Annotated in this window: 20 protein-coding genes; 12 read left to right on the top strand and 8 right to left on the bottom strand. The window is 65.6% G+C overall.

The window, feature by feature from the left end; genetic code table 11:
- Positions 1 to 169: 169 nt before the first annotated feature.
- The 6 genes from recN (at position 170) to U1H82_RS00435 (ending at position 9291) form a co-directional block, all read left to right on the top strand.
- Positions 170 to 1831, top strand: coding sequence for a DNA repair protein RecN (gene recN / locus U1H82_RS00460; RefSeq protein ID WP_322962962.1), 1662 nt, complete (start codon positions 170 to 172; stop codon positions 1829 to 1831).
- A gap of 116 nt (positions 1832 to 1947) precedes the next feature.
- A complete protein-coding gene (locus U1H82_RS00455) occupies positions 1948 to 2139 on the top strand; it encodes a hypothetical protein (RefSeq protein ID WP_322962961.1) in 192 nt (63 codons plus the stop codon).
- A 64-nt stretch (positions 2140 to 2203) separates the two neighbouring features.
- Positions 2204 to 4342, top strand: a complete 2139-nt coding sequence (gene ligA, locus U1H82_RS00450) for an NAD-dependent DNA ligase LigA (RefSeq protein ID WP_322962960.1) — start codon at positions 2204 to 2206, stop codon at positions 4340 to 4342.
- A gap of 319 nt (positions 4343 to 4661) precedes the next feature.
- The gene (locus U1H82_RS00445) at positions 4662 to 7256 is read left to right on the top strand and encodes a TonB-dependent receptor (protein WP_322962959.1); all 2595 of its coding nucleotides are present in this window, start codon (positions 4662 to 4664) and stop codon (positions 7254 to 7256) included.
- Between the two features lie 101 nt (positions 7257 to 7357).
- A complete protein-coding gene (locus tag U1H82_RS00440) occupies positions 7358 to 8497 on the top strand; it encodes a sensor histidine kinase (protein ID WP_322962958.1) in 1140 nt (379 codons plus the stop codon).
- Positions 8494 to 9291: a LytR/AlgR family response regulator transcription factor gene (locus U1H82_RS00435; RefSeq protein ID WP_175312717.1), complete on the top strand. Its 798-nt coding sequence runs from the start codon at positions 8494 to 8496 to the stop codon at positions 9289 to 9291. The genes U1H82_RS00440 and U1H82_RS00435 overlap by 4 nt, the downstream gene beginning before the upstream one ends.
- A 132-nt stretch (positions 9292 to 9423) precedes the next feature.
- Here U1H82_RS00435 and queE read toward each other — a convergent pair whose 3' ends face one another.
- The 3 genes from queE to U1H82_RS00420 form a co-directional block, all read right to left on the bottom strand.
- Positions 9424 to 10056: a 7-carboxy-7-deazaguanine synthase gene (gene queE / locus U1H82_RS00430; protein ID WP_322962957.1), complete on the bottom strand. Its 633-nt coding sequence runs from the start codon at positions 10054 to 10056 to the stop codon at positions 9424 to 9426.
- 4 nt (positions 10057 to 10060) lie between these two features.
- Complete coding sequence (gene queC, locus U1H82_RS00425) at positions 10061 to 10780, bottom strand: 7-cyano-7-deazaguanine synthase QueC (RefSeq protein WP_322963755.1); 720 nt, start codon at positions 10778 to 10780, stop codon at positions 10061 to 10063.
- A gap of 173 nt (positions 10781 to 10953) precedes the next feature.
- Positions 10954 to 11805: an ABC transporter permease gene (locus U1H82_RS00420; RefSeq protein WP_322962956.1), complete on the bottom strand. Its 852-nt coding sequence runs from the start codon at positions 11803 to 11805 to the stop codon at positions 10954 to 10956.
- A gap of 72 nt (positions 11806 to 11877) precedes the next feature.
- Here U1H82_RS00420 and U1H82_RS00415 point away from each other — a divergent pair, with 72 nt between their 5' ends.
- Positions 11878 to 12525, top strand: a complete 648-nt coding sequence (locus U1H82_RS00415; RefSeq protein WP_322962955.1) for a GcrA family cell cycle regulator — start codon at positions 11878 to 11880, stop codon at positions 12523 to 12525.
- 114 nt (positions 12526 to 12639) lie between these two features.
- On the opposite strand, the gene U1H82_RS00410 is transcribed toward U1H82_RS00415, so the two are convergent.
- Positions 12640 to 13500 carry an outer membrane protein gene (locus U1H82_RS00410; RefSeq protein WP_322962954.1) on the bottom strand — a complete coding sequence of 287 codons (861 nt, stop codon included), beginning with the start codon at positions 13498 to 13500 and terminating at the stop codon, positions 12640 to 12642.
- 151 nt (positions 13501 to 13651) lie between these two features.
- Here U1H82_RS00410 and parE point away from each other — a divergent pair, with 151 nt between their 5' ends.
- The 4 genes from parE (at position 13652) to hslO (ending at position 18934) form a co-directional block, all read left to right on the top strand.
- The gene (parE, locus tag U1H82_RS00405) at positions 13652 to 15631 is read left to right on the top strand and encodes a DNA topoisomerase IV subunit B (protein WP_322962953.1); all 1980 of its coding nucleotides are present in this window, start codon (positions 13652 to 13654) and stop codon (positions 15629 to 15631) included.
- Positions 15632 to 15722: 91 nt separating this feature from the next.
- Complete coding sequence (locus U1H82_RS00400; RefSeq protein WP_322962952.1) at positions 15723 to 16913, top strand: aspartate aminotransferase family protein; 1191 nt, start codon at positions 15723 to 15725, stop codon at positions 16911 to 16913.
- Positions 16914 to 16977: 64 nt separating this feature from the next.
- Positions 16978 to 17901: an ornithine carbamoyltransferase gene (gene argF, locus U1H82_RS00395; protein WP_322962951.1), complete on the top strand. Its 924-nt coding sequence runs from the start codon at positions 16978 to 16980 to the stop codon at positions 17899 to 17901.
- Positions 17902 to 18019: 118 nt separating this feature from the next.
- The gene (gene hslO, locus U1H82_RS00390; RefSeq protein ID WP_322962950.1) at positions 18020 to 18934 is read left to right on the top strand and encodes an Hsp33 family molecular chaperone HslO; all 915 of its coding nucleotides are present in this window, start codon (positions 18020 to 18022) and stop codon (positions 18932 to 18934) included.
- Between the two features lie 166 nt (positions 18935 to 19100).
- Here the strand turns inward: hslO and U1H82_RS00385 are convergent, their stop codons facing one another.
- The 3 genes from U1H82_RS00385 to U1H82_RS00375 are packed head-to-tail and all read right to left on the bottom strand — an operon-like array spanning position 19101 to position 21492.
- Complete coding sequence (locus tag U1H82_RS00385) at positions 19101 to 19892, bottom strand: LysR family transcriptional regulator (protein ID WP_322962949.1); 792 nt, start codon at positions 19890 to 19892, stop codon at positions 19101 to 19103.
- Complete coding sequence (gene apaG, locus U1H82_RS00380; RefSeq protein ID WP_056431721.1) at positions 19889 to 20287, bottom strand: Co2+/Mg2+ efflux facilitator ApaG/CorD; 399 nt, start codon at positions 20285 to 20287, stop codon at positions 19889 to 19891. Before apaG ends, U1H82_RS00385 begins: the two co-directional genes overlap by 4 nt.
- Positions 20284 to 21492, bottom strand: coding sequence for a trans-sulfuration enzyme family protein (locus U1H82_RS00375; RefSeq protein WP_322962948.1), 1209 nt, complete (start codon positions 21490 to 21492; stop codon positions 20284 to 20286). The genes apaG and U1H82_RS00375 overlap by 4 nt, the downstream gene beginning before the upstream one ends.
- A 140-nt stretch (positions 21493 to 21632) precedes the next feature.
- Here U1H82_RS00375 and U1H82_RS00370 point away from each other — a divergent pair, with 140 nt between their 5' ends.
- Positions 21633 to 21944, top strand: coding sequence for a hypothetical protein (locus U1H82_RS00370; RefSeq protein ID WP_322962947.1), 312 nt, complete (start codon positions 21633 to 21635; stop codon positions 21942 to 21944).
- Between the two features lie 163 nt (positions 21945 to 22107).
- Here the strand turns inward: U1H82_RS00370 and U1H82_RS00365 are convergent, their stop codons facing one another.
- The gene (locus tag U1H82_RS00365; RefSeq protein WP_322962946.1) at positions 22108 to 23967 is read right to left on the bottom strand and encodes a glycoside hydrolase family 35 protein; all 1860 of its coding nucleotides are present in this window, start codon (positions 23965 to 23967) and stop codon (positions 22108 to 22110) included.
- Between the last annotated feature and the right edge of the window lie 212 nt (positions 23968 to 24179).

Below are 24179 nucleotides of genomic sequence, written 5' to 3'. Positions count from 1 at the left end.
TGGTGGAGGGGTGTCCCCCCTATCGAGGACCGGACACCCCTCCGTCAGGGCTGCGCCCTGCCACCTCCCCTTGCAGGGGAGGAATGAGATGGCCCCCGCCCGAACAAATCGGGATCATTTTTACGGCGGGGGATAACATCCGCCCGCGTTTCGCTTTATATCGCGCGCCATGCTGACCACGCTGTCCATTCGTGATGTCGTCCTGATCGAGGCGCTGGACCTCGACTTCGGCCGGGGCCTGGGTGTCCTGACCGGCGAGACGGGGGCGGGCAAATCGATCCTGCTCGACGCGCTCGGCCTGGCATTGGGCGGGCGCGGCGATAGCGGGCTGGTCCGTCACGGCGCAGGCCAGGCGATCGTCACCGCCAGTTTCGAGCCCCCTGCCCCCGACGGCCGCCTGGCTGCCATACTCGACGAAGCGGGCATCGCGGTCGAACCCGGCGAACCGCTGATCGTCCGCCGCCAGGTCAAGGCCGATGGCGGCAGCCGGGGCTTCGTCAACAGCCAGCCCGCGTCCGCCGCGCTGTTGCGCGAGATCGCGCCCTTCCTGGTCGAAATCCATGGCCAGCATGACGATCGCGGCCTGCTGAACCCACGCGGGCACCGAATGATGCTCGACAGCTTCGGCCGGATCGACACCGGCGCGGTCGCCGCCGCCTGGGCCCGGTATCGCGAGGCCGAAGCCGCGCTGATCGCCGCGCGCGAGGAGATCGAGACGGCGGCGCGCGACCGCGAATGGCTGGAACATGCGGTTGCCGAACTGACCAAGCTGGCGCCCGAGCCCGGCGAGGAAGAAGCGCTGGCCGATCGCCGCCGCACCATGCAGCGATCCGAAAAGATCGCGGGTGAACTGGGCGCGATCGACGAGCATCTGCAAGGATCGGACGGGGCGCTGGCCGGCCTGCGGCAGGCCGCGCGCGTGCTGGAGCGAATCGGCGAGGACCATCCCGCGCTTGCCGAAGCGCTGGCCGCGATCGACCGCGCGGTGATCGAGGCATCGCTGGCCGAGGAACGGCTGGTCGAGGCCCAGCGCGAACTCGCCTATGACCCCCGTGCGCTGGAGGAGGATGAGGCCCGGCTGTTCGAACTGCGCGGCATGGCGCGCAAGCACCGGGTCCAGCCCGACGATCTGGCCGATCTGACCGAGCAGTTGCGCGGGCGGCTGGAACGACTCGATGCGGGCGAGGAAGGGATCGGACGGCTGGAAGCGGCCGTCGCGACTGCACGCGCCGCCTATGACAAGGCCGCCGTGCAGGTATCGACGGCCCGCGCCGCCGCCGCCGAACGGCTGGATCAGGCAGTGAAGAGCGAGCTCGCGCCGCTGAAGCTGGATGCCGCGCGCTTCCGTACCGTTGTCGCGCCGCTCGAATCCTCGGGCTGGTCGGCGGCGGGCAAGGACCGGGTAGAGTTCGAGATTTCGACCAATCCCGGCGCCCCCTTCGCGCCCCTGATGAAGATCGCCAGCGGCGGCGAATTGTCGCGCTTCATCCTGGCGCTGAAGGTCGCACTGGCCGAGGAAGGCGGCGCGACAACGATGATCTTCGACGAGATCGATCGCGGCGTCGGCGGCGCGGTGGCCTCGGCGATCGGCGACCGGCTTCACCGGCTGGCGAATCGGACCCAGCTGCTGGTCGTCACCCACAGCCCACAGGTGGCGGCGCGCGGGGCGGCGCATCTGCTGATCGCAAAGAGCCATGACGGCACCGTCACCCGCACCGGCGTCCGCGCGCTCGGCGATACCGAACGGCGCGAGGAAATCGCCCGGATGCTGTCGGGCGCGACCATCACCGACGAAGCGCGCGCGCAGGCGGACCGCCTGCTGGAATCCTGACGAAATTCCATAGAACATTATTTTATATCTGATATGATCGGTCCAAGCCGCTGAAACGTTGAACCGTTTTCGGATCTAATTGGACATATCGGATGCCGACGCTCGCTTCTTCTACCATGGACGCCACGACAAACGATATGATCGCGCTGATGGCGGATTTGCAGGCCTGTCTGGCGCGTGCGGACAAGCTGGATTTGCCGATGGTCGCCATCCATCTCGAACAGGCGCGCAGTTGGATCGCGGATCACGCCCCGGCGTCGGGCGGCGGGAACATGGGATTCACCGCCGCCCCCCGTTCCTTTTCCTGAGTCGTACAAGCCCGGCCGCTCAACGGCTTGATCCTTCGGTCACGGCTGGACTAGCACGGCGCGCGTGACCGCACCTCAGACCCTGCCGCAAACCGATCTCGAAGCCGCTGCCGAACTGGACAGGCTTGCCCGCGAGATCGCCCATCACAACCGCCTCTATCATACCGAGGACGCACCCGAGATTTCGGATGCGGAGTATGACGCGCTGGTCCGCCGCAACACCGCGATCGAGGCCGCTTTTCCGCATCTGATCCGCCCCGACTCGCCCAATATCCAGGTCGGCGCCGCCCCCGCCGCACACCTCGCCAAGGTGCCGCACGCCCGGCCGATGACCAGCCTGGACAACGCCTTCACCGACGAGGAGGTCGAGGATTTCGTCGGCCGGGTCCGCCGCTATCTGAAACTGCCCGACGATGAGCCGGTCACCCTGACCGCCGAGCCCAAGATCGACGGCCTGTCCTGCTCGCTGCGCTATGTCGACGGGCGGCTGGTCCAGGCGCTGACCCGCGGCGACGGCGCGATCGGCGAGGATGTGACGGAGAATGTCCGCACCATCGCCGACATCCCCCAGACCCTGCCCGCCGACGCCCCCCAAATCTTCGAGGTGCGCGGCGAGGTCTATATGAGCAAAGCCGATTTCGCCGCGCTCAACGCCCGGCTGGCGCAGGAAGCCGCCGAGACGGGCAAGGAGGCGCGCCAGTTCGCCAACCCGCGCAACGCCGCCGCCGGTTCGCTGCGCCAGAAGAACCCCGCCATCACCGCCGGACGTCCGCTTCGCTTCCTGGCGCATGGCTGGGGTGAGGCGAGCGCGGTGCCGGTCGAGACTCAGTTCGACATGGTCGAGGCGTGGCGCCGCTGGGGCTTTCCCATCGCCGACGCCTTTGCCCGCGTACCCGATGCCGGTGCCGCGCTGGCCATCTATCGCACGATCGAGGCGCAGCGCGCCGACCTGCCCTTCGATATCGACGGCGTGGTCTACAAGGTCGACCGGCTCGACTGGCAAGCCCGGCTCGGAATTGTCGGGCGCACCCCGCGCTGGGCGATCGCGCACAAATTCCCCGCCGAGCGGGCGCAGACGACGCTGGAACGGATCGACATCCAGGTCGGCCGCACTGGCGCGCTGACCCCCGTCGCACGACTGGAGCCGGTGACGGTCGGCGGCGTCGTCGTGACCAACGCGACGCTGCACAATGCCGACGAGATCGAACGGCTGGGCGTGCGCCCGGGCGACCGGGTCGTCCTGCAACGCGCAGGCGACGTCATTCCGCAAATCGTCGAGAACCTGACCCGCGACGTCGAACGCGCGCCCTTCGTCTTCCCCGACCACTGCCCCGAATGCGGCAGCCTGGCCACCCGCGAGGAGGGCGAGGTCGTCATCCGCTGCACCGGCGGCCTGATCTGCCCGGCCCAGCGGGTCGAGCGCCTGATCCACTTCGTCTCGCGCCACGCTTTCGACATCACCGGCCTGGGGCTGGTGCGCGTCGAGGAATTCTTCCGTGACGGGCTGATCGCCTCGCCCGCCGACATCTTCCGTCTGCACCGGCACCGCGAGGCGCTGATCCAGCGCGAGCGCATGTCGGAACTGGTGGTCGACAAGCTGCTCGCTGCGATCGACGCGCGGCGCGACATATCGCTCGACCGCTTCCTCTTTGCGCTGGGCATCCGCCATGTCGGTGAGATCACCGCGCGCGATCTGGCGCGCCGCTTCGTATCGATGGCGGGATTCCGCGCGATGATCGACGCCGCGCTTCAGGTGCGCGCGGACACCGTCCCCGCACTGGGCGAGCCCGATCGCAAGTTCGAGCTTCGCCGCCAGCGCGCCATCGTCGCCGCGATCGACACGCCCCAGATCGGCCCCGAGGTCGCCGACGCGCTGCTCGACTTCTTCGCCGAGGCGCATAACCGCGAGGTCGTCGACGACCTGCTGAGCGAAGTGACGCCCGCCGACACCGTCCACCAGACCCGCGAATCGGAAGTCACCGGCAAGACGCTGGTCTTCACCGGCACGCTCGAAACCCTGTCGCGCGACGAAGCCAAGGCGCAGGCCGAAGCGCTGGGCGCGCGCGTGTCCGGCTCGGTCTCCGCCAAGACCGACCTGGTCATCGCCGGGCCGGGCGCAGGTTCGAAGCTGAAAAAAGCGCAGGACCTGGGCATTCCGGTGATCGACGAAGCCGCCTGGAACGATCTGGTCGCGGCAAGCTGACCGGCAAGGCGCGGCGATGAACGCCGCGTCACAAAGCTGGGTCGGATCGCCCGCCTGCCGCTACCCTATTCGTAATGACACGTGATACGCGCGCAGACGAGTCTCAAGGGATTTCAAACGCTATGTGAAGGACATAGCGCCGGTATCGCTCCCATTACCGTTGCCAAGATGCAACGCCCGCCAACGGAGTGATGCGCCCCCTGTCGCTGCCCCGCACTTTGTAACATAATGGCAATGTTCGTAGCGCAGGGGCACGCGCAACCGAACCGCAGAAGCGGTCGGACCGTGCCGCTTGGTGCGAAAAGGGGACCTAAGACTTATGCGTAATTCGCTTTTCCTGGGCGCGGCCATCGTCGCGCTCGCCATTCCGGCGGCCGCAGCCGCGCAGTCGACCGGCGCGATCGATGCCGAAAACAAGGACGTCGTCGTCACCGGTTCGCGTAAGAGCGACGTCGATGGCCACAAGATCCCGACCGATCCCAAGGCCAAGGCGATCCTGACTCAGGAGGCTATCAGCCGCTCAGTTCCGGGCCAGTCGATCAACGACATCATCAACCAGCTTCCGGCGGTCAGCTTCCAGAACAACGATCCGTTCGGTTCGGCTGGCGGCACGCTCAACATTCGTGGTTTCGACAGCAGCCGGATCAGCCAGACGGTCGACGGCATTCCGCTGAACGACACCGGCAACTACGCAATTTATTCAAACCAGCAGCTCGATCCCGAATTGATCGAGCAGGTCAACGTCAATTTCGGCACGACCGACATCGACTCGCCGACCGCCTCGGCTTCCGGTTCGACCGTCAACTATCGTTCGCTGACGCCGACCAAGGATTTTGGCGCGCGCATGGTCGGCTCGGTCGGCGATTTCAGCTTCTTCCGCGTGTTCGGCGTCGTCAACACTGGTGAGTTCACGTCCTTCGGCACTCGCGCCTGGATTTCGGGCAGCAAGGCGACCAACAACTGGTTCATCAACGACTACGGCAAGATCGACAAGCAGCAGTTCAACGCGAAGCTGTATCAACCATTCGGCTCGAACGGTGATTTCATAGCGGTCACCGGCAATTATAACGTAAACCGCAACAATTTCGCAGGCTCGATCCCACTGCGCCTCGATCCAAGCCGGCCGGTGGGCACCGGCACCAACAACGGCTTCCCCACTAGCTTCGACCAGCTTCCCTACAAGGTTGCACGGTGCAACACGGACGTTCCGCAGACCGGCGTCGTTGATGCGCCCAATGGTTGCGGTACCGCCTTCGACTTCCGCTACAATCCGTCGAACACGGGCAACATCCGTATCAATTCGCGGTTCACGCTGGCGGATAATCTGGTCCTGACGGTCGATCCCAGCTTCCAATACACAAAGGCGAATGGCGGCGGCACCATTACCGGTCGCGAGGGCGTAGGTTATACGCAGACGGCTACCGGCACACGTGGTGCGATCACTACCCCTCTGTTCGGCTACATCAACAACAACTATTATTTCGGTCGTGATCTCAACGGCGATGGCGATACGCTAGACACCGTGACGCTGCTGGCGCCTAGCCAGACCGTCACGCATCGCTATGTCCTGTTGTCGTCGCTGCGCTGGGACTTCGCCGATCATCAGTCGATCCGCGTCGGCTATACCCACGATTATGGCCGCCATCGCCAGACCGGCGAAGCGGGTTACCTGCAGATCGACGGTAAGCCGTTCGACGTTTTCCCAATCAACAACGGCATCACCGCCGCGAATGGCCGCTTGGTCGAGAAGCGCGACCGCCTGTCGTTCGCAATTCTGGATCAGGTTTACGGTGAGTATAACGGGCAGTTCGGGGCCCTGCGTCTCAACGCCGGTGTGACGGGCAAGTTCTTCACGCGCGAGTTGAACAACTTCTGCTTCACCACCAGTGCTGCTGGTTTCGTCGACTGCCTTGGTCGTGGCAATACCGCGGACAACGCAACCTATGCCGCCGCCAATCCGTCCTTCGCTCCGCCGCAGCAGCGCAACTACAAGTATAGCCGCGTTCTGCCGAGCGCTGGCCTGACCTATACCTTCTCGGATACGGGCAGCGTTTATTTGAATTATTCGAAGGGTATTCAGGTCCCTGGTACGGACAACCTGTACAATGCCTTCTTCTATGCACGGAACGCGGCGCAGGCGAAGCCCGACGCCGAGACGACGGACAATTTCGACGCCGGTATCCGCTTCCAGAACAGCCGCATCCAGGCACAGGTCGGACCGTGGTACACCCGCTTCACCAACCGTTTGGCGAGCGCCTATGACCCCGACACCCAGACGACAATCTATCGCAACCTGGGTCGCGTCGATAAGTATGGCATCGATGGCTCGATCGCCTACACGCCGGTGCGCGGCATCCTGCTGTATGCGTTCGGCAATTATCTGAAGTCGGAAATCAAGAACAACGTCCAACTCGGTTTCTGCAACGGGACGGTGACCAGCACTTGCCCGGCCGGTTCCACCACCACGACGCCGGTCTTGGCGATGACCGCTGGCAAGCGGGAATCGGGCGCTCCGGTGTACACCGCCGGTGGCCGCATCCAGGCCAGCTATGGTCCCATCGAGATCGGCGGCACGATCAAGCGCACCGGCCGTCGTTACGTCAACGACCAGAATCTGCCGGTCTTCGTCTGCTCGGTCGCGGTTACGAACAACGCGTGCAACGGCACGACGACACAGATCTACGGCGCCTATGCGCCTGGTTACACGCAGGTCGATTTCGACGCGCGCGTTTCGATGGAGTGGGCAGGCCTGAACAAGACCACCTATTTCCAGTTCAACGTGCTGAACGCGTTCAACCAGTTCTATGTCGGCGGCTTCAGCGGCGGCGCCACGTCACAGTTCGTGACGACGCCGACCTTCGCGCAGGTCGCCTATCCGCGTACCTTCATCGGATCGCTGAACGTCCAGTTCTAATCGGAGAAAACAGACAAGCCTTTCAGGGCCGCCCCTCCTTCGGGAGGGGCGGCCCTTCTTTTTTGCCCTTCCCCCGCTGGCCGTGTAGATGTCGCCCGGCCATGGCCAGTCATTCGCCCGTCGCGACGTCCTCCGCTTCGCATCCCGCTTCCGATCCGCTCTCGGTGCGGCCGTTTTTCGAGAACAAGGCGCGTGCCTTCTGGACGCTGCAGGCGGCCGGGTGGTCGGGCTATCTGGTGCTGCGATCGGTGGTCGGCATCTCCAACGGCTTTTCGCTGGAGAAGATCATACCCGTGATCATCGAGGCGATCCTGGGCTATTGCATCACCCTGCTGCTCTCGACGCTCTACGGTTATTATCGGCGCATCCCGCGCATCATGGGGGTGTTCCTGACGCTGGCGACGCTGGCGGCGGCGACCTTTCTGTACGCCGCGCTCAACGCCTTTTCCTTCTCGTTCATCACCACGACCCAGCCGGGCGTCACCGTCTCGCTGCTGATCGGCAATTTGTTCATCACCTTCGTGGTGCTGGCGGGCTGGTCGGCGCTGTATTTCGCGATCAATTACTATCTGATCGTCGAGAGCCAGATCGACGAGATGCGCGCGCTGGAGCTTCAGGCCTCGACCGCGCAGCTGGCGATGTTGCGCTATCAGTTGAACCCGCATTTCCTGTTCAACACGCTGAACTCGATCTCGACGCTGGTGCTGCTGAAACAGACCGAGCGGGCCAATGCGATGTTAAGCCGGCTGTCAGCCTTTCTCCGCTACACGCTGGCGAACGAGCCGACGGCGCATGTCACGGTGGCGCAAGAGGTTGAAACGCTGAAACTCTATCTCGAAATCGAGAAAATGCGCTTTGAGGATCGCCTGCGCCCCAGTTTCGAGATCGACCCGCGGGCCGAGCGCGCGCGGTTGCCCTCGCTGCTGCTGCAACCGCTGGTCGAGAACGCTATCAAATACGCCGTCACACCGCAGGAGGAAGGCGCGGAAATCCGCGTCGATGTGCGACTGGTCGGGCAACGGGTGCGGATCACCGTATCCGACACCGGGCCCGGCTTGCACGAAATCCGTCATTCCTCAAGCGTTTCGACCGGCGTTGGACTGTCCAATATCCGCGAACGGCTGGCCCAGGCTTATGGCCCGGACCACCGCTTCGAATCCCGCTCCGCGCCGGCTGGCGGGTTCTCGGTTGAGATCGAGATCCCCTTCCAGCTTGAGAATGTGAACAGAGAGGCCGCATGACCATCCGTACCATCCTCGTCGACGACGAGCCCCTGGCGATCCAGGGCATGGAGCTTCGGCTCCAGGCGCACGACGATGTCGAGATTATCGAGCGCTGCTCGAACGGGCGCGAGGCGATCCGCGCGATCAAGACGCACAAGCCCGACCTCGTCTTCCTCGATATCCAGATGCCCGGCTTCGACGGCTTTTCCGTGGTGCAGGGGTTGATGGAGGTCGAGCCGCCGCTCTTCGTCTTCGTCACCGCCTATTCCGACCATGCCCTCCGCGCGTTCGAGGCGCAGGCGGTGGATTACCTGATGAAGCCGGTCGAGGAAGCACGCCTCGCCGATACGCTGGACCGGGTGCGCCAGCGGCTGAACGAGAAGCGCGGTGCGGGCGAGGTCGAGAAGCTGAAGGAAGTGCTCGCCGAACACGCGCCCGAGGCGGTCGCCGACCTGAACGAAGGCGGCGAGGTTGCGTCGAGCCGGTTCGAGAAGCTCATCAACATCAAGGATCGCGGCCAGATCTTCCGCGTCGATGTCGACACGATCGAGATGATCGAGGCGGCGGGCGACTATATGGTCATCAACACCGGCGACAATTCGCTGGTCCTGCGCGAAACGATGAAGGACCTGGAAAAGCGGCTCGATCCACGCCGATTCCAGCGGGTACACCGCTCGACCATCGTCAACCTCGACCTGGTGAAGCAGGTGAAGCCGCACACCAATGGCGAATGTTTCCTGCTGCTCGAGTCGGGCGCACAGGTGAAGGTCTCGCGCAGCTACCGCGACGTGGTGGCGCGGTTCGTTCACTGAGACATGATTCCTCCCCTGCAAGGGAAGGGGGACCATGCGCAGCATGGTGGAGGGGTGTCCCGCTATCGAGAGGGCGACACCCCTCCGTCAGCGCTCCGCGCTGCCACCTCCCCGTACCGGGGAGGAATGAAATTACCGCAACCCCAGCATCTTGTGGGTCTGGAGCGTCAACCGCCAGCGCGGGCGCTCCATCACCATCGCGATGCACGCCTCGCGATTTGCCTCCGCCCGAGGATCGTCGAGCGGCTGGAGCAGGTGGTTGGCGAAGTTCCAGCCTTCGATCTCCGCCGGATCGATGCCCGCCTGCGGCCAGACCAGCTTCAGCTCCTGCCCCGAACGCTGGACGACCTCCGACCCCGCCTTGGGGCTGATGCACACCCAGTCGATACACGGATGCGCCGCAAGCGTTCCGTTGCTCTCGATCGCGATGAAGAACCCGGCGTCATGCAGCGCATCGACCAAGGCGTCATCGACCTGAAGCATCGGCTCGCCCCCGGTCAGCACGACGAAGCGCGCGTCCCGCGACTCGCCCCAAAACCCTTCGACCGCCGCGACCAGCGCCCGAGCATCGGCAAAGCGGCCGCCGCCCAGCCCATCGACTCCGACGAAATCGGTGTCGCAGAAGCGGCAGATCGCATTCGCCCGGTCCTGCTCACGGCCCGACCACAGGTTGCAGCCCGCGAAGCGCACGAACACCGCGCGCCGCCCGGCCTGCACGCCCTCGCCCTGGAGCGTCAGGAACATTTCCTTGACGGCATAGCTCATGGCCTCAGCCCTGCGGCTTGACCGCATAGGCGGTGGGATCGGGGATGCCCGCTTCCTCGAACCCCTTGGAGCGCAGGCGGCAGCTGTCGCATTCGCCACAGTGCAGCCCCTCGGGCGTCGGGTCGTAGCAGGACCAGCTCAGCCCCATATCGACGCCCAGCCGGGTGCCCTCGCGCACGATATCGGCCTTGGTCATGTGCTGGAGCGGGGCGTGGATCTTGAACGGCTGGCCCTCGACGCCCGCCTTGGTCGCGATCTCGGCCAGTCCTTCGAAGGCGGCGATGAATTCGGGGCGGCAATCGGGATAGCCCGAATAGTCGAGCGCATTGACCCCGATGAACAGGTCGCGTGCGCCCGCCGCCTCGGCCCAGCCCAATGCCAGGCTGAGGAAGATGGTGTTGCGCGCCGGGACATAGGTGACCGGGATACCCGGCTGCACGCCGTCCTTGGGCACGGCGATGTCTGCGGTCAGCGCGGAACCGCCAAAGGCCGACAGGTCGAGCGGCAGGACGATGTGGCGCTCGGCCCCCAGCGCCTCTGCGACTCGCGCGGCGGCGGCGAGTTCGACCTTGTGGCGCTGGTTATAATCGACCGACAGCGCGAGCACGCGATAGCCAGCGGCCTTGGCCGAAGCAGCGGAAATCATCGAGTCCAGCCCGCCCGAAACGAGCACGACCGCCATTGGAGCAGAAGATGTCATGATGGCGACGACCGCTACGCCGATTGCCGCGCGGTTGCAATGCCGGGGGTGGATGCAAAAAGAAACGGCGGGACCGAAATATCAGTCCCGCCAAGGACCTGACCGGGCATGCTGAAGACCCGGAGGAGGGAGGTTTCCGCTGCTGAAGCAGAAACTCCGATATAGGCGAAGCCGGTAAAAACCCGGTTAAGCCCGCGTCAGTTCTTCAGCTTCCAGCCCTTGCGCAGCAGGACGTAGCAGAGGACGGCCATCACCACATCGATGCCCAGCACGACGAAGCCGCCCAGCGTCACCGGCGAGTCGGCCAGTCCCAGAAAACCGTAGCGGAAGCCCGAAATGACATAGAAGAACGGGTTGGCGTGGCTGATCGCGCGAAAGGCGGGAGCGAGGCCATCGACCGAATAGAAGGTGCCCGACAGCAGCGACAACGGCACGACCACGAAATTGGTGACCGCCGCCGCATGGTCGAACTTCTCCGCCCAGATCGAGGTCAACACGCCCAGCAGCGCCAGGAAGATCGAGCCCAACAGGCCGAACCACAGCACCGCGAAAAAGGCATGCGGGGTGACATGGACGCCGGGCCAGATCGCCATCGCGACCCACACGGTCAACCCGACCAGCACCGCACGCGTCACCGCGCCGCCGACCAGCGCGGCCAGCAGCTCGGCGGTGGAGAGCGGCGGCATCAGATAATCGACGATCGTGCCCTGGATCTTGCCGACCAGCAGCGAGAAGCTGGCATTGGCGAAGGCGTTGTTCATCATGCCCATCACGATCAGGCCCGGCGCGATGAAATCGGCGAACGGCACCTGCGCGCCCGCCACCGGCACGGCATGGCGACCCCCAAGGGCTGTGGTGAAAATGATGAGATACAGGAGCGTCGTGACCGACGGCGCCCAGATCGTCTGGAGCTGCACCTTGAAGAAACGGCGCACCTCCTTGATATAGAGGGTTCGCAGGCCGCCCCAGTTGATGTTCCGGATTACGGGCTCACCGGGGGCGGCGCGCACCGCCGAGTGGATTTCGCCGATGGGGGGCTGGCTGCTCATCGCCATAGCGCGTAACCGTTGCCGTGGCCGCCCGCAACCCGGTGCGATGGATGGAATGAGGAAAGGTTTCGAATGTCGTGGACCGATGAGCGGATCGATACGCTCAGGACGATGTGGGAAGCGGGTCAGACCGCAAGCCAGATCGCCGAAGCACTGGGCGGGGTCAGCCGCAATGCGGTGATCGGCAAGGCGCACCGCCTGGGGCTGCAGGCGCGCCCGTCGCCGGTGAAGGCCAATGAACCGGCCGCTGCGGCGCCCGAGCCGGTCGTGGCCGCTCCGCCGCCGCCCGCGCTGGAACCCGAGCCTGAGCCCTCGCCAATTCGCGCCGCGCCCGTGGCGGAAGACGAGCCGGAGGTCGAAGCCGCGCCGGTGCGCGAGCCGCAGCCGATCCTTCGCTCGGTCGGCCCCGGCGGCTTCGTGCGCCAGTCGCCCGGCGAGCAGCAGCCCCCGCCCTCGCCCGCCCCGCCGCGCCGCCTGGTCCCCGCCAAGCCCAGCCCCGAGATCGCGGGCAAGACCTCGCTGCTCGACCTGAACGATCGCATCTGTAAATGGCCGATCGGCCATCCGGGCGAGCCGGACTTCCACTTTTGCGGTGAGAAGGTGAACCCGGGCTTCCCCTATTGCGTCGCGCATTGCGGCCATGCCTATCAGGCGCAGCTGCCCCGCCGTGATCGTCGCCCGCCGCCACCGCTGCCCTTTGGCGGCCCGCGCGTCCGCTGATGTGAAAAAGCCCCGCCGGTTTACGACCGGCGGGGCTTTTCATGGAGGGCACCTGCTGCCCCCCGCTCCGGTGAAAAAGGGCGGCCTTCCGCATGGAAAGCCGCCCCTACCGCATCAGAAGCGGAACGCCGCCGTCGCGCGCAGCGAGTGCCAGCGGAACTTGTCATCCGACCGGCGGATGTCCGTGCCCGCCGTATTGGGCGCCAGCACGAACGGATTGGTCGCGGCCGCCGTCCCTTGCGTCACCCGGACGCGCGTGTCGTCGTCGCGATACTGGTGGTACATATATTCCATGCCGATCGAGAAGTTGCGCGCGATCTTCTGCTCGATGCCGCCGCCGGCGAGGAAGCCGAACTGGTTGCGCTTGCCGCTGACCGCAAAGGCGTTCGCCGCATTCGAGGTGGTGAACTCGCGATTGATCCGGGCATAGCCGCCGCCGAACGTGCCGTAGAACAGCGTCTTGTTCGCGGCATAGCCCAGGCGACCGCGCACCGAGGCTTCCCAGTCGATGCTGCGGGTCATGGTGTACCAGGCGGGCGTTGTCGAGAAGGCCGAGACGCTGTCGGTGATCTCCGACTTACCAAACTCGCCGACTGCGCCGTACACGATGTTGCCGACCTGATGGTCGAGTCCGACGCGGCCATAATAGGCGATGCCGTCCTTGTCGTTGTCGCAGCCGGTCGCGGCATTCTGCGGCGAGAGGACGCTGCGCGCGCGGCCGTTGCAGAAGCCCGGCGAGAAGGCGTTGGCGCCAGTCGCGGTGGTCACCGTGTCGCCGAACCGGCCGTCCAGGTTACGGTCGAACAGGAACCGCGAGCCGGGATCGTTGGGCTGCACGTCATAGCCGAAGCTGCCGCCGACATAGGCCCCCGAAAAGGGCGCCGCGTCGTCACCCGCATAGGTCCCGTCCTGCGCCATCGCAGGCGCACCGATCAGCGCCGAGGCCATGGCCCCCGCCATCCAGAATTTCGTCATAATCACTCCCGTACCCTTGGCATAAAGGTGCACGCGGAACGGTCGGACGCGCTGGAATATCCCGGAAATTAACCTGCGCAAAGTTTTGTTGCATTTGCGCCACGCACGCCAGCGCTGGCGTGGACGCCTCGGACACCCTATAGTTCCCGTTATGTCCAATGATCTGTTCGCGGGCGGTGCCCGTCCCCAACCCGCCTATGACGCCTCCTCGATCGAGGTGCTGGAGGGGCTGGAGCCGGTGCGTCGCCGTCCGGGCATGTATATCGGCGGCACCGACGAGCGCGCGCTGCATCACCTGGCCGCCGAAGTGCTCGACAATGCCATGGACGAGGCGGTAGCGGGCCATGCCAACCGGATCGAGGTCAAGCTGGAGCCGGGCAACCGCCTGACCATCATCGACAATGGTCGCGGCATCCCGGTCGACCCGCATCCGAAATTCCCCGACAAGTCGGCGCTGGAGGTCATCCTCTCGACGCTGCACTCGGGCGGCAAGTTCACCGGCAAGGCCTATGCAACCTCCGGCGGCCTGCACGGGGTCGGCATCTCGGTGGTCAACGCCCTGTCTTCGGACACGGTGGTCGAGGTAGCGCGCGAACGCATCCTCTATCGCCAGCGCTTCGCCAAAGGCGCGACGCTGGGCCCGCTGGAGACGGTCGGCGCGGCCCCCAACCGGCGAGGCACCAGCGTCGCCTTCACCCCCGACACCGAGATTTTCGGGCCGGAACTGATCTTCAAGCCCGCGCGGCTGCACAAGCTCGTCCGGTCCAAGGCCTATCTGTTCGCGGGCGTCGAAATCCGCTGGCACTGCGCGCCCGAACTCATCACCGACGACACGCCTGCCGAGGCGGTCTTCCAGTTCCCCGGCGGTTTGGCCGACCATCTGAAGGAACAGATCGCCGGTCGCGAATGTGCGACGGCCGATTTCTTCTCCGGCAATCAGGATTTCCCCGCCGAGCAGGGCCGCGTCGAATGGGCGGTCGCCTGGCCGCTGTGGAGCGACGGCAGCTATAGCTGGTATTGCAACACCATCCCGACCCCGGATGGCGGCACCCATGAACAGGGCCTGCGTCAGGCGCTGGTGCGCGGGCTTCGCGCCTTCGGCGAACTGGTGAACCAGAAAAAGGCCAAGGACATCACCGCCGACGATGTCATGGTCGGCTCCGAACTGATGCTCTCGGTCTTCATCCGCGAACCGCAATTCCAGAGCCAGACCAAGGACCGCCTCACCAGCCCCGAAGCGGCGGGCCTGGTCGAAAAGGCGGTGCGCGACCATTTCGACCATTATCTCTCGGCCAATATGGAGCGCGGCAAGGCGCTGCTCGGCTATGTGCTCGACCGGATGGACGAGCGCCTGCGCCGCAAGGCCGAGCGTGAGGTCAAGCGCAAGACCGCGACCAGCGCGCGCAAGCTGCGCCTGCCCGGCAAGCTGACCGACTGTTCGGCGGACAGCCCCGAGGGCACCGAGCTGTTCATCGTCGAGGGCGACTCGGCAGGCGGCTCGGCGAAGCAGGCACGCGACCGCAAGACGCAGGCGATCCTGCCGATCCGCGGCAAGATTCTCAACGTCGCCTCCGCCACCTCGGCCAAGATCCTGCAGAATCAGGAGATTGCTGACCTGACGCTGGCCATGGGCTGCGGCACGCGCAAGGATTGCGACCCGACCCAGCTGCGTTACGAAAAGATCGTCATCATGACCGACGCAGACGTGGACGGCGCGCATATCGCCACGCTGCTGATGACCTTTTTCTTCCAGGAAATGCCCGATCTGGTGCGGCGCGGGCACCTCTATCTCGCCCAGCCGCCCCTCTATCGCCTGACGGTCGGCGCCAAGTCGCTCTACGCCCGCGACGACGCTCACCGCGCCGAGCTGGAGCGCACCGCCTTCAAGGGCAAGAAGGTCGACGTCGCCCGCTTCAAGGGCCTGGGCGAAATGAACCCCGGCCAGTTGCGCGAAACGACGATGGACCCGACGACCCGCAGCCTGATCCGTATTACCCTGCCCCAGGAATATGAGGAGCGGGCGGGCGTGAAGGATCTGGTCGACCGGCTGATGGGCAACAACCCGGCACACCGTTTTGCGTTCATCCAGGAGAATGCGGCACGGCTGGACGAAGAGGTCATCGACGCCTGATCCAGCAGGTGTTGTTTCGCTTTTTCCTATCGGCTATCGTGACGAAGGGCGGCCCTCGATGCCGCCCTTTGCTGTTTGAAGGAGACGTCCCGTGACCATCACCGCCCTGATGCCCGTTTACCCACGGTGCGGGGTGCGTCCGGTCCGAGGCGAGGGCGTCTATCTCTATGGCGAGAATGGCGAGCAGTATCTGGACTTCGCCGCCGGGATCGCGGTCAACGCGCTGGGCCATGGCCACCCCAAGCTGGTCGAGGCGATCGCCAAGCAGGCCGCGACGCTGATGCACGTGTCCAACCTGTACGGCAGCCCGCAGGGTGAGCATTTCGCGCAGCGGCTGGTCGATTCGACCTTTGCCGACACGGTGTTCTTCACCAATTCGGGTGCCGAGGCGGTCGAGTGCGCGATCAAGACCGCGCGCCGCTATCACTTCGCCAATGGCAACCCGCAGCGCCACACGCTCATCACGTTCAACAACGCCTTTCACGGGCGGACGCTGGGCGCGATCTCGGCGACCAACCAGCCCAAGATGCGCGATGGGTTCGAGCCGCTGCTGCCGGGCTTTGCCTATGCGCCGTTCGACGATCTGGAAGCCGCACTGGCGCTGATCGACGAGAACACCGCCGGTTTCCTGGTCGAGCCGATCCAGGGCGAAGGCGGTCTGCGTCCCGCCAGCATGGAATTCCTGCAAGGGTTGCGCAAGGCATGCGACGAGCATGGCCTGTTGCTGGTGCTCGACGAAGTGCAGTGCGGTTACGGCCGTACCGGCAAGTTCTTCGCACATGAGCTGTACGGCGTGACGCCCGACATCATGGCGTCGGCCAAGGGTATCGGCGGCGGCTTCCCGCTGGGTGCGTGTCTGGCGACCGAGGAAGCGGCCAAGGGCATGGTCATCGGCACCCATGGCTCGACCTATGGCGGCAACCCACTCGCCATGGCCGCCGGTGAGGCGGTGCTCGACGTGATGCAGGAAGACGGCTTCCTCGAACATGTCGAGGCGATGGGCAAACGGCTGCGCGCCACGCTGGAGCAGATGATCCCGAACTTCGACCATCTGTTCGAGGAGGTTCGCGGTCACGGCCTGATGCAGGGCCTGAAGATGAAGAGCGACAGCCGTCGTTTCGTGGCCCACTGCCGCGACAATCACGGACTGCTGCTGGTCGCGGCGGGCGAGAACGTCATCCGCATCCTGCCGCCGCTGACCATCGGCGAAAGCCACATCACCGAGTTCGCGACGAAGCTGTCGGACGCCGCGCGCGTCTATGTCCCCGCCGCCGACGACTGATCCCAAAGCCTAATCTTTGGCACCCCGGCGGCGCAAAAACCGCCGGGGGACGGAGTACCGACCCATGACGATCCGCCACTTCCTGAACCTCGCCGACGCCGGTCCCGAGGGTGTGACCGCCATTTTGCAGGATGCGCAGGCTCGCAAGGCCGCCCGTGCCGGTTTCACCAAGGGCCGCGTCGATGCCGATGCGCCGCTGGCGGGCCATACGCTCGCCATGGTGTTCGAGAAGAACTCGACCCGTACCCGCGTCAGCTTCGACATGGCGATCCGCCAGCTGGGCGGCACCTCGATCGTGCTGGACGCGGGCACGATGCAGCTGGGGCGCGGCGAGACGATCGCCGACACCGCGCGCATCCTGTCGGGCTATACCGATGCGATCATGATACGCACCGACGACCATGCCAAGGTCGAGGAAATGGCGCATTATGCGACCGTGCCAGTCATCAACGGCCTGACCGACCTGTCGCACCCGTGCCAGATCATGGCCGACCTGCTGACCGTGATCGAGGCGGGCAAGACCCTGTCCGGCATGAAGGTCGCATGGCTGGGCGACGGCAACAATGTGCTGCACTCGATCGTCGAGGCGGGCGGGCTGCTCGGCTTCGACGTGGTCGCCGCCTGCCCCACCGGCTATCATCCAGAGCCGGGCACGCTAGAACTGGGCCTGGGGCGTGCGACCTGCACCACCGATCCGCGCGCGGCGGTGGAGGGCGCGGATATCGTCGTCACCGACACCTGGATCTCGATGGGCCAGGCCCATGCCGAGGAAAAACTGGCCGCGATGATGCCGTTCCAGGTCAATGCCGAGCTAATGGCGCTGGCCAAGCCGGATGCCAGGTTCCTCCACTGCCTGCCCGCGCACCGCGACGAGGAAGTGACCTCGGACGTGATCGACAGCCCGCAATCGCTGATCTGGCCCGAGGCGGAGAACCGCCTCCACGCGCAGAAATCGGTGCTGCGCTGGTGCTTCGGCCAGATCGGTTGATCGCGCTTCGGCATCACCTATCTAAGGAAAGGCCGGCGGGTTCGTCGGCCTTTTCTCTTTCCCCCGCCCCACCGGCACCATATCGCCCGGACCTCCTCCGGTGCGTAAAGGCACGAGCATGACCGACATCACCCTGCCCGACCTCGACCGCGCGATCGCGTTCACCATCCCCGAGCAGCACGCCCGGGGACGGCTGGTGCGGCTGGGCCCGGTGCTGGACGCGATTCTGGCGGCGCACGCCTATCCCCCGGTGATCGAGCGGTTGCTGGCCGAGGCGCTGACCCTGACCGCGCTGATGGGCGCGACGCTGAAGGACACGAACGGTCAGCTGACCATCCAGACGCGCAGCGATGCTGGCGTGATCCGGCTGCTGGTCTGCGATTATCGCGGCGGCGAGCTGCGCGGCTATATCCAGTATGACGAGGACCGGCTGGCCGAACTGCCCGCCGACCCGACGCTGTTCGCGCTGTTCGGCCAGGGTTATCTGGCGATCACCTTCGACCTGGCGGTGACGGGCGAACGCTATCAGGGCATCGTGCCGATCGACGGTGAGACGCTGTCGGCCGCCGCCGAGAGCTATTTCATCCAGTCCGAGCAGATTCCCAGCCTGCTGCGCGTCGGGATCAGCAAGGGGCCGGACGGCCGGACGGTTGCGGGCGGCCTGTTCCTCCAGCACCTGCCCGAGGGCGAGGAAGGCCGCGAGCGGCTGCACGTCAAGCTCGACCATCCCGAATGGGAGCATGTCCAGGCGCTGGGCCAGACGATGCAGGTCGAGGAACTGGCCGACGCCGCGCTGCCGCTGGAGACTTTGGTGTGGCGGCTGTTTCATGAGGAGCAGGACGTTCGCGTGTCGGAAAGCCCCGCCATCGTGCGCGGCTGCCGCTGCTCGGCGGAGTATATCGCCAGCGTCATCACGAAGTTCTCGGTCGAGGAACGGCGCGAGATGGCGGACGCCGACGGCCTGATCCAGGTCGACTGTGCGTTCTGCGCGAAGAAGTTTCCGGTGCCCTTCGACGCAGCACCGGTAGCCTGACCCCTCTATTCCTCCCCAAGCTCGGCTTGGGGGGGGGACCATGCGCAGCATGGTGGAGGGGCATTCCCCTTCGACCAAACCCCTATGGCTGCAAAGGCACCCCGCCCCTCCACCACCAGCCTGCGGCTGGCGGTCCCCCTCCTCATCGGAGATGGGGAGGATTACATCAGCCGCCCAACGCCTCGACCAGCGCCTTGACCTTTTGCTGGCGCCATTGCGGCAGCGGCGCGACCAGCCAATAGCCCATGCGCGAGGGCACTGCTTCGCCTGTCGCCACCACCCGACCATCCGCCAGATCGCGTTCGGCCAGCAGGTGCGGCACGGTCGCCCGGCCCAGGCCTGCCGCGACCGCGTCAATCGCCAGCCCGGCATCGGTCACGCGGACCAGCGGTGCCCCCTCTTCGGGCGCGCCGGGCCAGGCGATCAGCGGCGCGTCGGCGGGGCCGCCAGGAGCACCAATGGCGATCATCCCGTCCGACTCGATCGCCTCCCCCTCCAACCCGCCAGGGCCGTCACCCCAACGGATGGCGAGGTCGAGATTGGCCTCGGTAAAGTCCAGCCCCTCGTCCGACGCGATCAGCGAGAAGCGCAGGTCGGGATCGCGCGCGGCGATGGCGGCGAGGCGCGGCATTAGCCATTTCTCGGTCACGTCGCGCGGCGCCGCGATGGTCAGCGACTTGGAGGACTGGCCCGCCTGCATGGCGCGCACCGCATCCTCGAATTGCAGGAAACCGGCGCGCAAGGGGGCGAGGCCTGCCTCTGCCTCGGGGGTCAGTTCCAGTCCGCGCGTGGTGCGGCGGAACAGGACGACGCCCAACGTATCCTCCAGCGCGCGAATCTGCTGCCCGACCGCCGCCGGGGTGACGGCCAGCTCATCGGCGGCGCGGGTGAAGCTCAGGTGGCGAGCCGCGGCATCCAGCACGCGCAACCCGTTGAGCGGCAGATGCGTCCGCTTCATGTTTCGACCGCCGGGGCAATCAGGGCGAAGTGCGGGATGGCAACGTCGAAGGTCACGCCATCCGCGCCGACCATGCGATAGCTGCCCTGCATCGCGCCGCTGGTCGTCGCCAGCGGACAGCCCGAGACATAATCATAGGACGCGCCCGGCTGGATCACCGGCTGTTCGCCGACCACACCCTCGCCCTCGACCGAGTGGCGGGCGCCGCGCGCGTCGGTGATGATCCAGCGGCGGGTGAGCAGCTGGACCGGCTGGTCGCCCTCATTCTCGATACGGACATGATAGGCCCAGAACCAGCGCCCACGCTGCGGCTCGGACTGTTCGGGCAGATAGCTGACCGACACCCGCACCGTCACCGGCCCGGTGGTCAGCGCATGGGGGAAGAGCGCCTTCACAGACCCACGACGCGCAGCGCCTGGTCGAGATCGTCGATCAGATCGTCCGCATCCTCCAGCCCGATGTTCAGGCGCAACATCCCCTCGCCGATGCCCATCTCGACCCGCTTTTCCTCGGTGACACCGGCATGGGTGGTCGAGGCGGGATGCGTCATCAGCGAGCGCGAGTCGCCGATATTGTTCGAGATGTCGATCAGTTCCAGCGCGTCGAGCAGGCCATGGGCCTGGGTCCGGCCGCCATCCAGGTCGATCGCGAAGATGCTGCCCGCCGCCTTCATCTGGCGCATGGCGAGTTCGTGCTGCGGATGGCTGGGCAGCGCGGGGCACAGGACACGCGGCACGCGGGTTTCGAGAAACTGCGCGACCTTCAGCGCCGATTCCGACTGGCGTTGAACCCGCAGGTCCAGCGTCTCCAGCCCCTTCAGCACCACCCAGGCGTTGAACGCCGACAGGGTCGGGCCGGTGTTGCGGGTGAAGGGCAACAGCGTGTTGGTGATGAAATCCTCGGTCCCGCACACCGCGCCCGCCAGTACGCGGCCCTGCCCGTCCATCAGCTTGGTCGCGGAATAGGCGGTCACGTCCGCGCCGAAATCCATCGGCCGCTGGAGCGCGGGAGTAGCGAAGGCATTGTCGACGACGGTGGTGATCCCGCGTTCACGCGCGATGGCGCAGATCGCCTCCAGATCGGCAATGTCCATCGTCGGATTGGCAGGCGTCTCGAAGAAGAAGACCTTCGTCTCGGGCCGCACCGCGTCCAGGAAGGCCTGCGGATCGCGCGCATCGACGATGGTCGTCGCGATGCCGAACTTGGGCAGCAGCGTGTCGGTCAGCCAGCGGCACGATCCGAAGGCGGCACGGCCGCCGACGAGATGGTCGCCCGCCTGCAACTGGCAGAGCAGCACGGCGGTCATCGCCGCCATGCCCGACGCCATGGTCCGGCACGCCTCGGCCCCTTCGAGCAGCGCGATACGCTGTTCCAGCATCTCGACGGTGGGGTTCTGGAGGCGGGAATAGGTCATCCCCTCCTGCTCGCCCGCGAACCGCGCCGCCGCATCGCCCGCCCGGTCATAGCAATAGCCCGAGGTCAGGAAGATCGCCTCGGAGGTTTCGCCATATTCCGACCGCGCGGTGCCGCCGCGCACAGCCTGGGTTGCGGGGCGCCACTTGGTGGTGATCGAACGGTCCTGGCCAGTCTTGCGCTTCATGCCCGCTCATTTGCCGCTCCGGGCAGCGGGGTTCAAGGATATTCCGACGCCTGCCCCATATGTCAGCGTTACGCCAGCGGAACGGAAAAGCGCCCGATCCGGTTATGCCCCCCGATCCAGAACCTGATCGAATAGGGAGAATGACCATGAATATCCGCATCGGCCTGCTGCTGGCCGCCAGCCTGGTGTCGCTGTCCGCCTGCAACGGCAAGGGCACCGACAAGCTGGCTGAGAATGTCGAGAAGGCCGCCGACAACCGCGCCGACGGCATGGAGGATCAGGCGGACGCGCTGCGCAATCAGGCCAAGATGCTCGACAAGCAGGCGGAAAAGACCCGTGACTATGCCGAGGACCGCGCCGATGCGATCAAGGCGGCGGATGTCAACGCCGCCGCGATGAGCCCGGAACAGCGCGAGGCGGTCGTCGCCAATCAGGCGGCGGCGGTTCGCTGATCCGGGCAGGGATCTGCCCCTCCACCACCCGGCTGCGCCGGGCGGTCCCCCTCCCCATCGGAGATGGGGAGGATTTTGACGGCCCCATTCCTCCCCAAGCTATGCTTGGGGAGGGGGACCGCCGGGCGAAGCCCGGTGGTGGAGGGGCAAGCCCCCTCGCCTCTTACTGCGCCTCGCGGTGGTTGGTGACCCTGCCATAGATCGGCTTGGCCACGCTGGTCAGCCTGTCGCTGGCATCCCCGGTCAGGTCGAAGAACAGGATGCGGTTCGCCCCCGCCTTCAGCCACGGCGCAGGCGTATAGAGCGTGTGGACCGGCCCGATGCTCCAGAAGCGGCCGAGATTATGGTCGTTCAGCCACAACTGCCCCTTATGCGCACCGCGCATGTCGAGATAGGTGTCGCCGGGCTTGGCCACCGTCATCTCCGTCTCGTAGAAGCAGGGACCGGTGCAAGGCTTGGCCGACAGCTTCAGCGTCGACAGATTGTCCATCGGCAGGCGGAACATCTGCCAGTCGGTAAGCGGCTGCCCCGCCAGCGTCACCGCGCCGGTGAGGCCCGTCTGTTCGGTGCGGATCGCATGCGAATAATTCACCCGGCCGGTATTCTCGACCAATATGTCGAGCGTCGCGGGCTTGCTGCGCGCCGGTAGTTCCACCGTCTCCTGATCCAGCCGCCGGTCGAGCGTGCCGACCAAGGCGCGGTTCAGATAGACCTGCGCATAGCTGTGCATCCCCTTCAAGGTCAGCGTCTGCGCAGGCCCCGCCGGGACCGCGACGCGGTAGAGGACATAACCGTAATTCTGGTCGAGTTCCTCGAAGGTCTTCGGCTGAGCGGCGCGCACCGGCACGGGCAGATTGTCCCAGAGCGAAGCGCTGCGCCGTACTCCCGATATCGGGAAGGTCGTCGCCACGGTCGGCGCGGGCGTCGGGGCGGCGGGCTTGCCGGTCACCTCGGCAATGGCGGCGGCGATCAGGCCATATTTATAGCGCGGATTGCCCGCCTCATCGATCGGCGCGTCATAGTCATAGCTGGTGGTGTCGGGATGATAGTCCTTGCCGGTGTGCGAATCCGCACCGTTCATCCAGCCGAAGGTGGTGCCGCCATGCACCATGTAGAGCGAGATCGAATACCCACGCTTGAGCATATAGGCCATTTCCTCGGCCTCTTTCTTGCCATCGGTCTCGTGGTGCTCCTCGCCCCATTTGTCGAACCAGCCCGCCCAATATTCACCGACCATGCGCAGGCCATCGGGGCGATAGGCCTCCAGCTTGGCGATGGCGTTCTGCGCACCCCCCGACCCGAAATTGACCACCGAGGGCAGATCGGGCAGCGAGCCCTTGGCCAGATCGCCGCCCTGGTTGGAGGTGAACAACACGCCATCGGCCAGCCCGGCGCGCTTGTAGCTCGCCTCCAGCCCGCGCAGATACGCCTTGTCGTCGCCGAACGCGCCATATTCATTCTCTAGCTGCAAGGCGACGATCGGTCCGCCATTCTTGAGCAGCAGCGGCTTCACCTCCTGCCCCAACCGCATCAGCCAGCGGTCCACGGCGGCGGTATATTTGGGGTCGGTCGACCGCAGGACGAGCTTGCGGTCCTTGAGCAGCCAGGACGGATAGCCACCCAATTCCCACTCGGCGCAGACATAGGGGCCGGGGCGCAGGATCACGTCCAGCCCCTCGGCCTGGGCATCGCGGATAAAGGCGACGATGTCGTTCTGCCCGCTGAAGTCATAGACGCCGGGGCGCGGCTCATGCGCGTTCCAGAAGGCATAGGTGGTGATGGTGTTCAGCCCCATCGCCTTGGCCTTGCGCAACCGGTCGCGCCAATAGGCGCGCGGGATGCGGGTATAATGCATCTCGCCCGAGATCACCTGATGCGGCTGGCCGTTGCGCAGGAACCCCTTGCCCTTCACCTCGAAGGTGCGCGGCGGTCCGTCATTGGTGACGGGGCTTTGCGCCGATAGGGGCGACAGCGCGGTCGCGGCCAATATGGTCAAGATCATCGGTCGGAACCGCTGCGTCACATCACTCTCCCGTTCATTCTGTCGCATGTCGCACAGACGGGGTGAGGGACACATCGCATCCCGCCCCCGCTTCGGACCCATGGGTGCCATGCGGAAGAGGGTTTCGTCAAATTGTCTGACGAATCAGCCCGAACATTCCTCCCCTGTAAGGGGGGACTATGCGCAGCATGGTGGAGGAATGTAACCGCTTGCGATGGCAGGCTGCCCCACAG

It is taken from the genome of Sphingomonas fuzhouensis, assembly GCF_034659795.1.
GTDB lineage: Bacteria > Pseudomonadota > Alphaproteobacteria > Sphingomonadales > Sphingomonadaceae > Sphingomonas > Sphingomonas fuzhouensis.
This window is presented reverse-complemented; position numbering and strand designations above follow the sequence as displayed.

Bases quoted from the DNA above. Each gene is read 5' to 3' on its own strand.
- recN (WP_322962962.1), top strand. From the start codon at position 170: ATGCTGACCACGCTGTCCATTCGTGATGTCGTCCTGATCGAGGCGCTG.
- U1H82_RS00455 (WP_322962961.1), top strand. From the start codon at position 1,948: ATGGACGCCACGACAAACGATATGATCGCGCTGATGGCGGATTTGCAG.
- U1H82_RS00445 (WP_322962959.1), top strand. From the start codon at position 4,662: ATGCGTAATTCGCTTTTCCTGGGCGCGGCCATCGTCGCGCTCGCCATT.
- U1H82_RS00440 (WP_322962958.1), top strand. From the start codon at position 7,358: ATGGCCAGTCATTCGCCCGTCGCGACGTCCTCCGCTTCGCATCCCGCT.
- U1H82_RS00435 (WP_175312717.1), top strand. From the start codon at position 8,494: ATGACCATCCGTACCATCCTCGTCGACGACGAGCCCCTGGCGATCCAG.
- queE (WP_322962957.1), bottom strand. From the start codon at position 10,056: ATGAGCTATGCCGTCAAGGAAATGTTCCTGACGCTCCAGGGCGAGGGC.
- U1H82_RS00420 (WP_322962956.1), bottom strand. From the start codon at position 11,805: ATGAGCAGCCAGCCCCCCATCGGCGAAATCCACTCGGCGGTGCGCGCC.
- U1H82_RS00415 (WP_322962955.1), top strand. From the start codon at position 11,878: ATGTCGTGGACCGATGAGCGGATCGATACGCTCAGGACGATGTGGGAA.
- U1H82_RS00410 (WP_322962954.1), bottom strand. From the start codon at position 13,500: ATGACGAAATTCTGGATGGCGGGGGCCATGGCCTCGGCGCTGATCGGT.
- parE (WP_322962953.1), top strand. From the start codon at position 13,652: ATGTCCAATGATCTGTTCGCGGGCGGTGCCCGTCCCCAACCCGCCTAT.
- argF (WP_322962951.1), top strand. From the start codon at position 16,978: ATGACGATCCGCCACTTCCTGAACCTCGCCGACGCCGGTCCCGAGGGT.
- hslO (WP_322962950.1), top strand. From the start codon at position 18,020: ATGACCGACATCACCCTGCCCGACCTCGACCGCGCGATCGCGTTCACC.
- U1H82_RS00385 (WP_322962949.1), bottom strand. From the start codon at position 19,892: ATGAAGCGGACGCATCTGCCGCTCAACGGGTTGCGCGTGCTGGATGCC.
- U1H82_RS00375 (WP_322962948.1), bottom strand. From the start codon at position 21,492: ATGAAGCGCAAGACTGGCCAGGACCGTTCGATCACCACCAAGTGGCGC.
- U1H82_RS00370 (WP_322962947.1), top strand. From the start codon at position 21,633: ATGACCATGAATATCCGCATCGGCCTGCTGCTGGCCGCCAGCCTGGTG.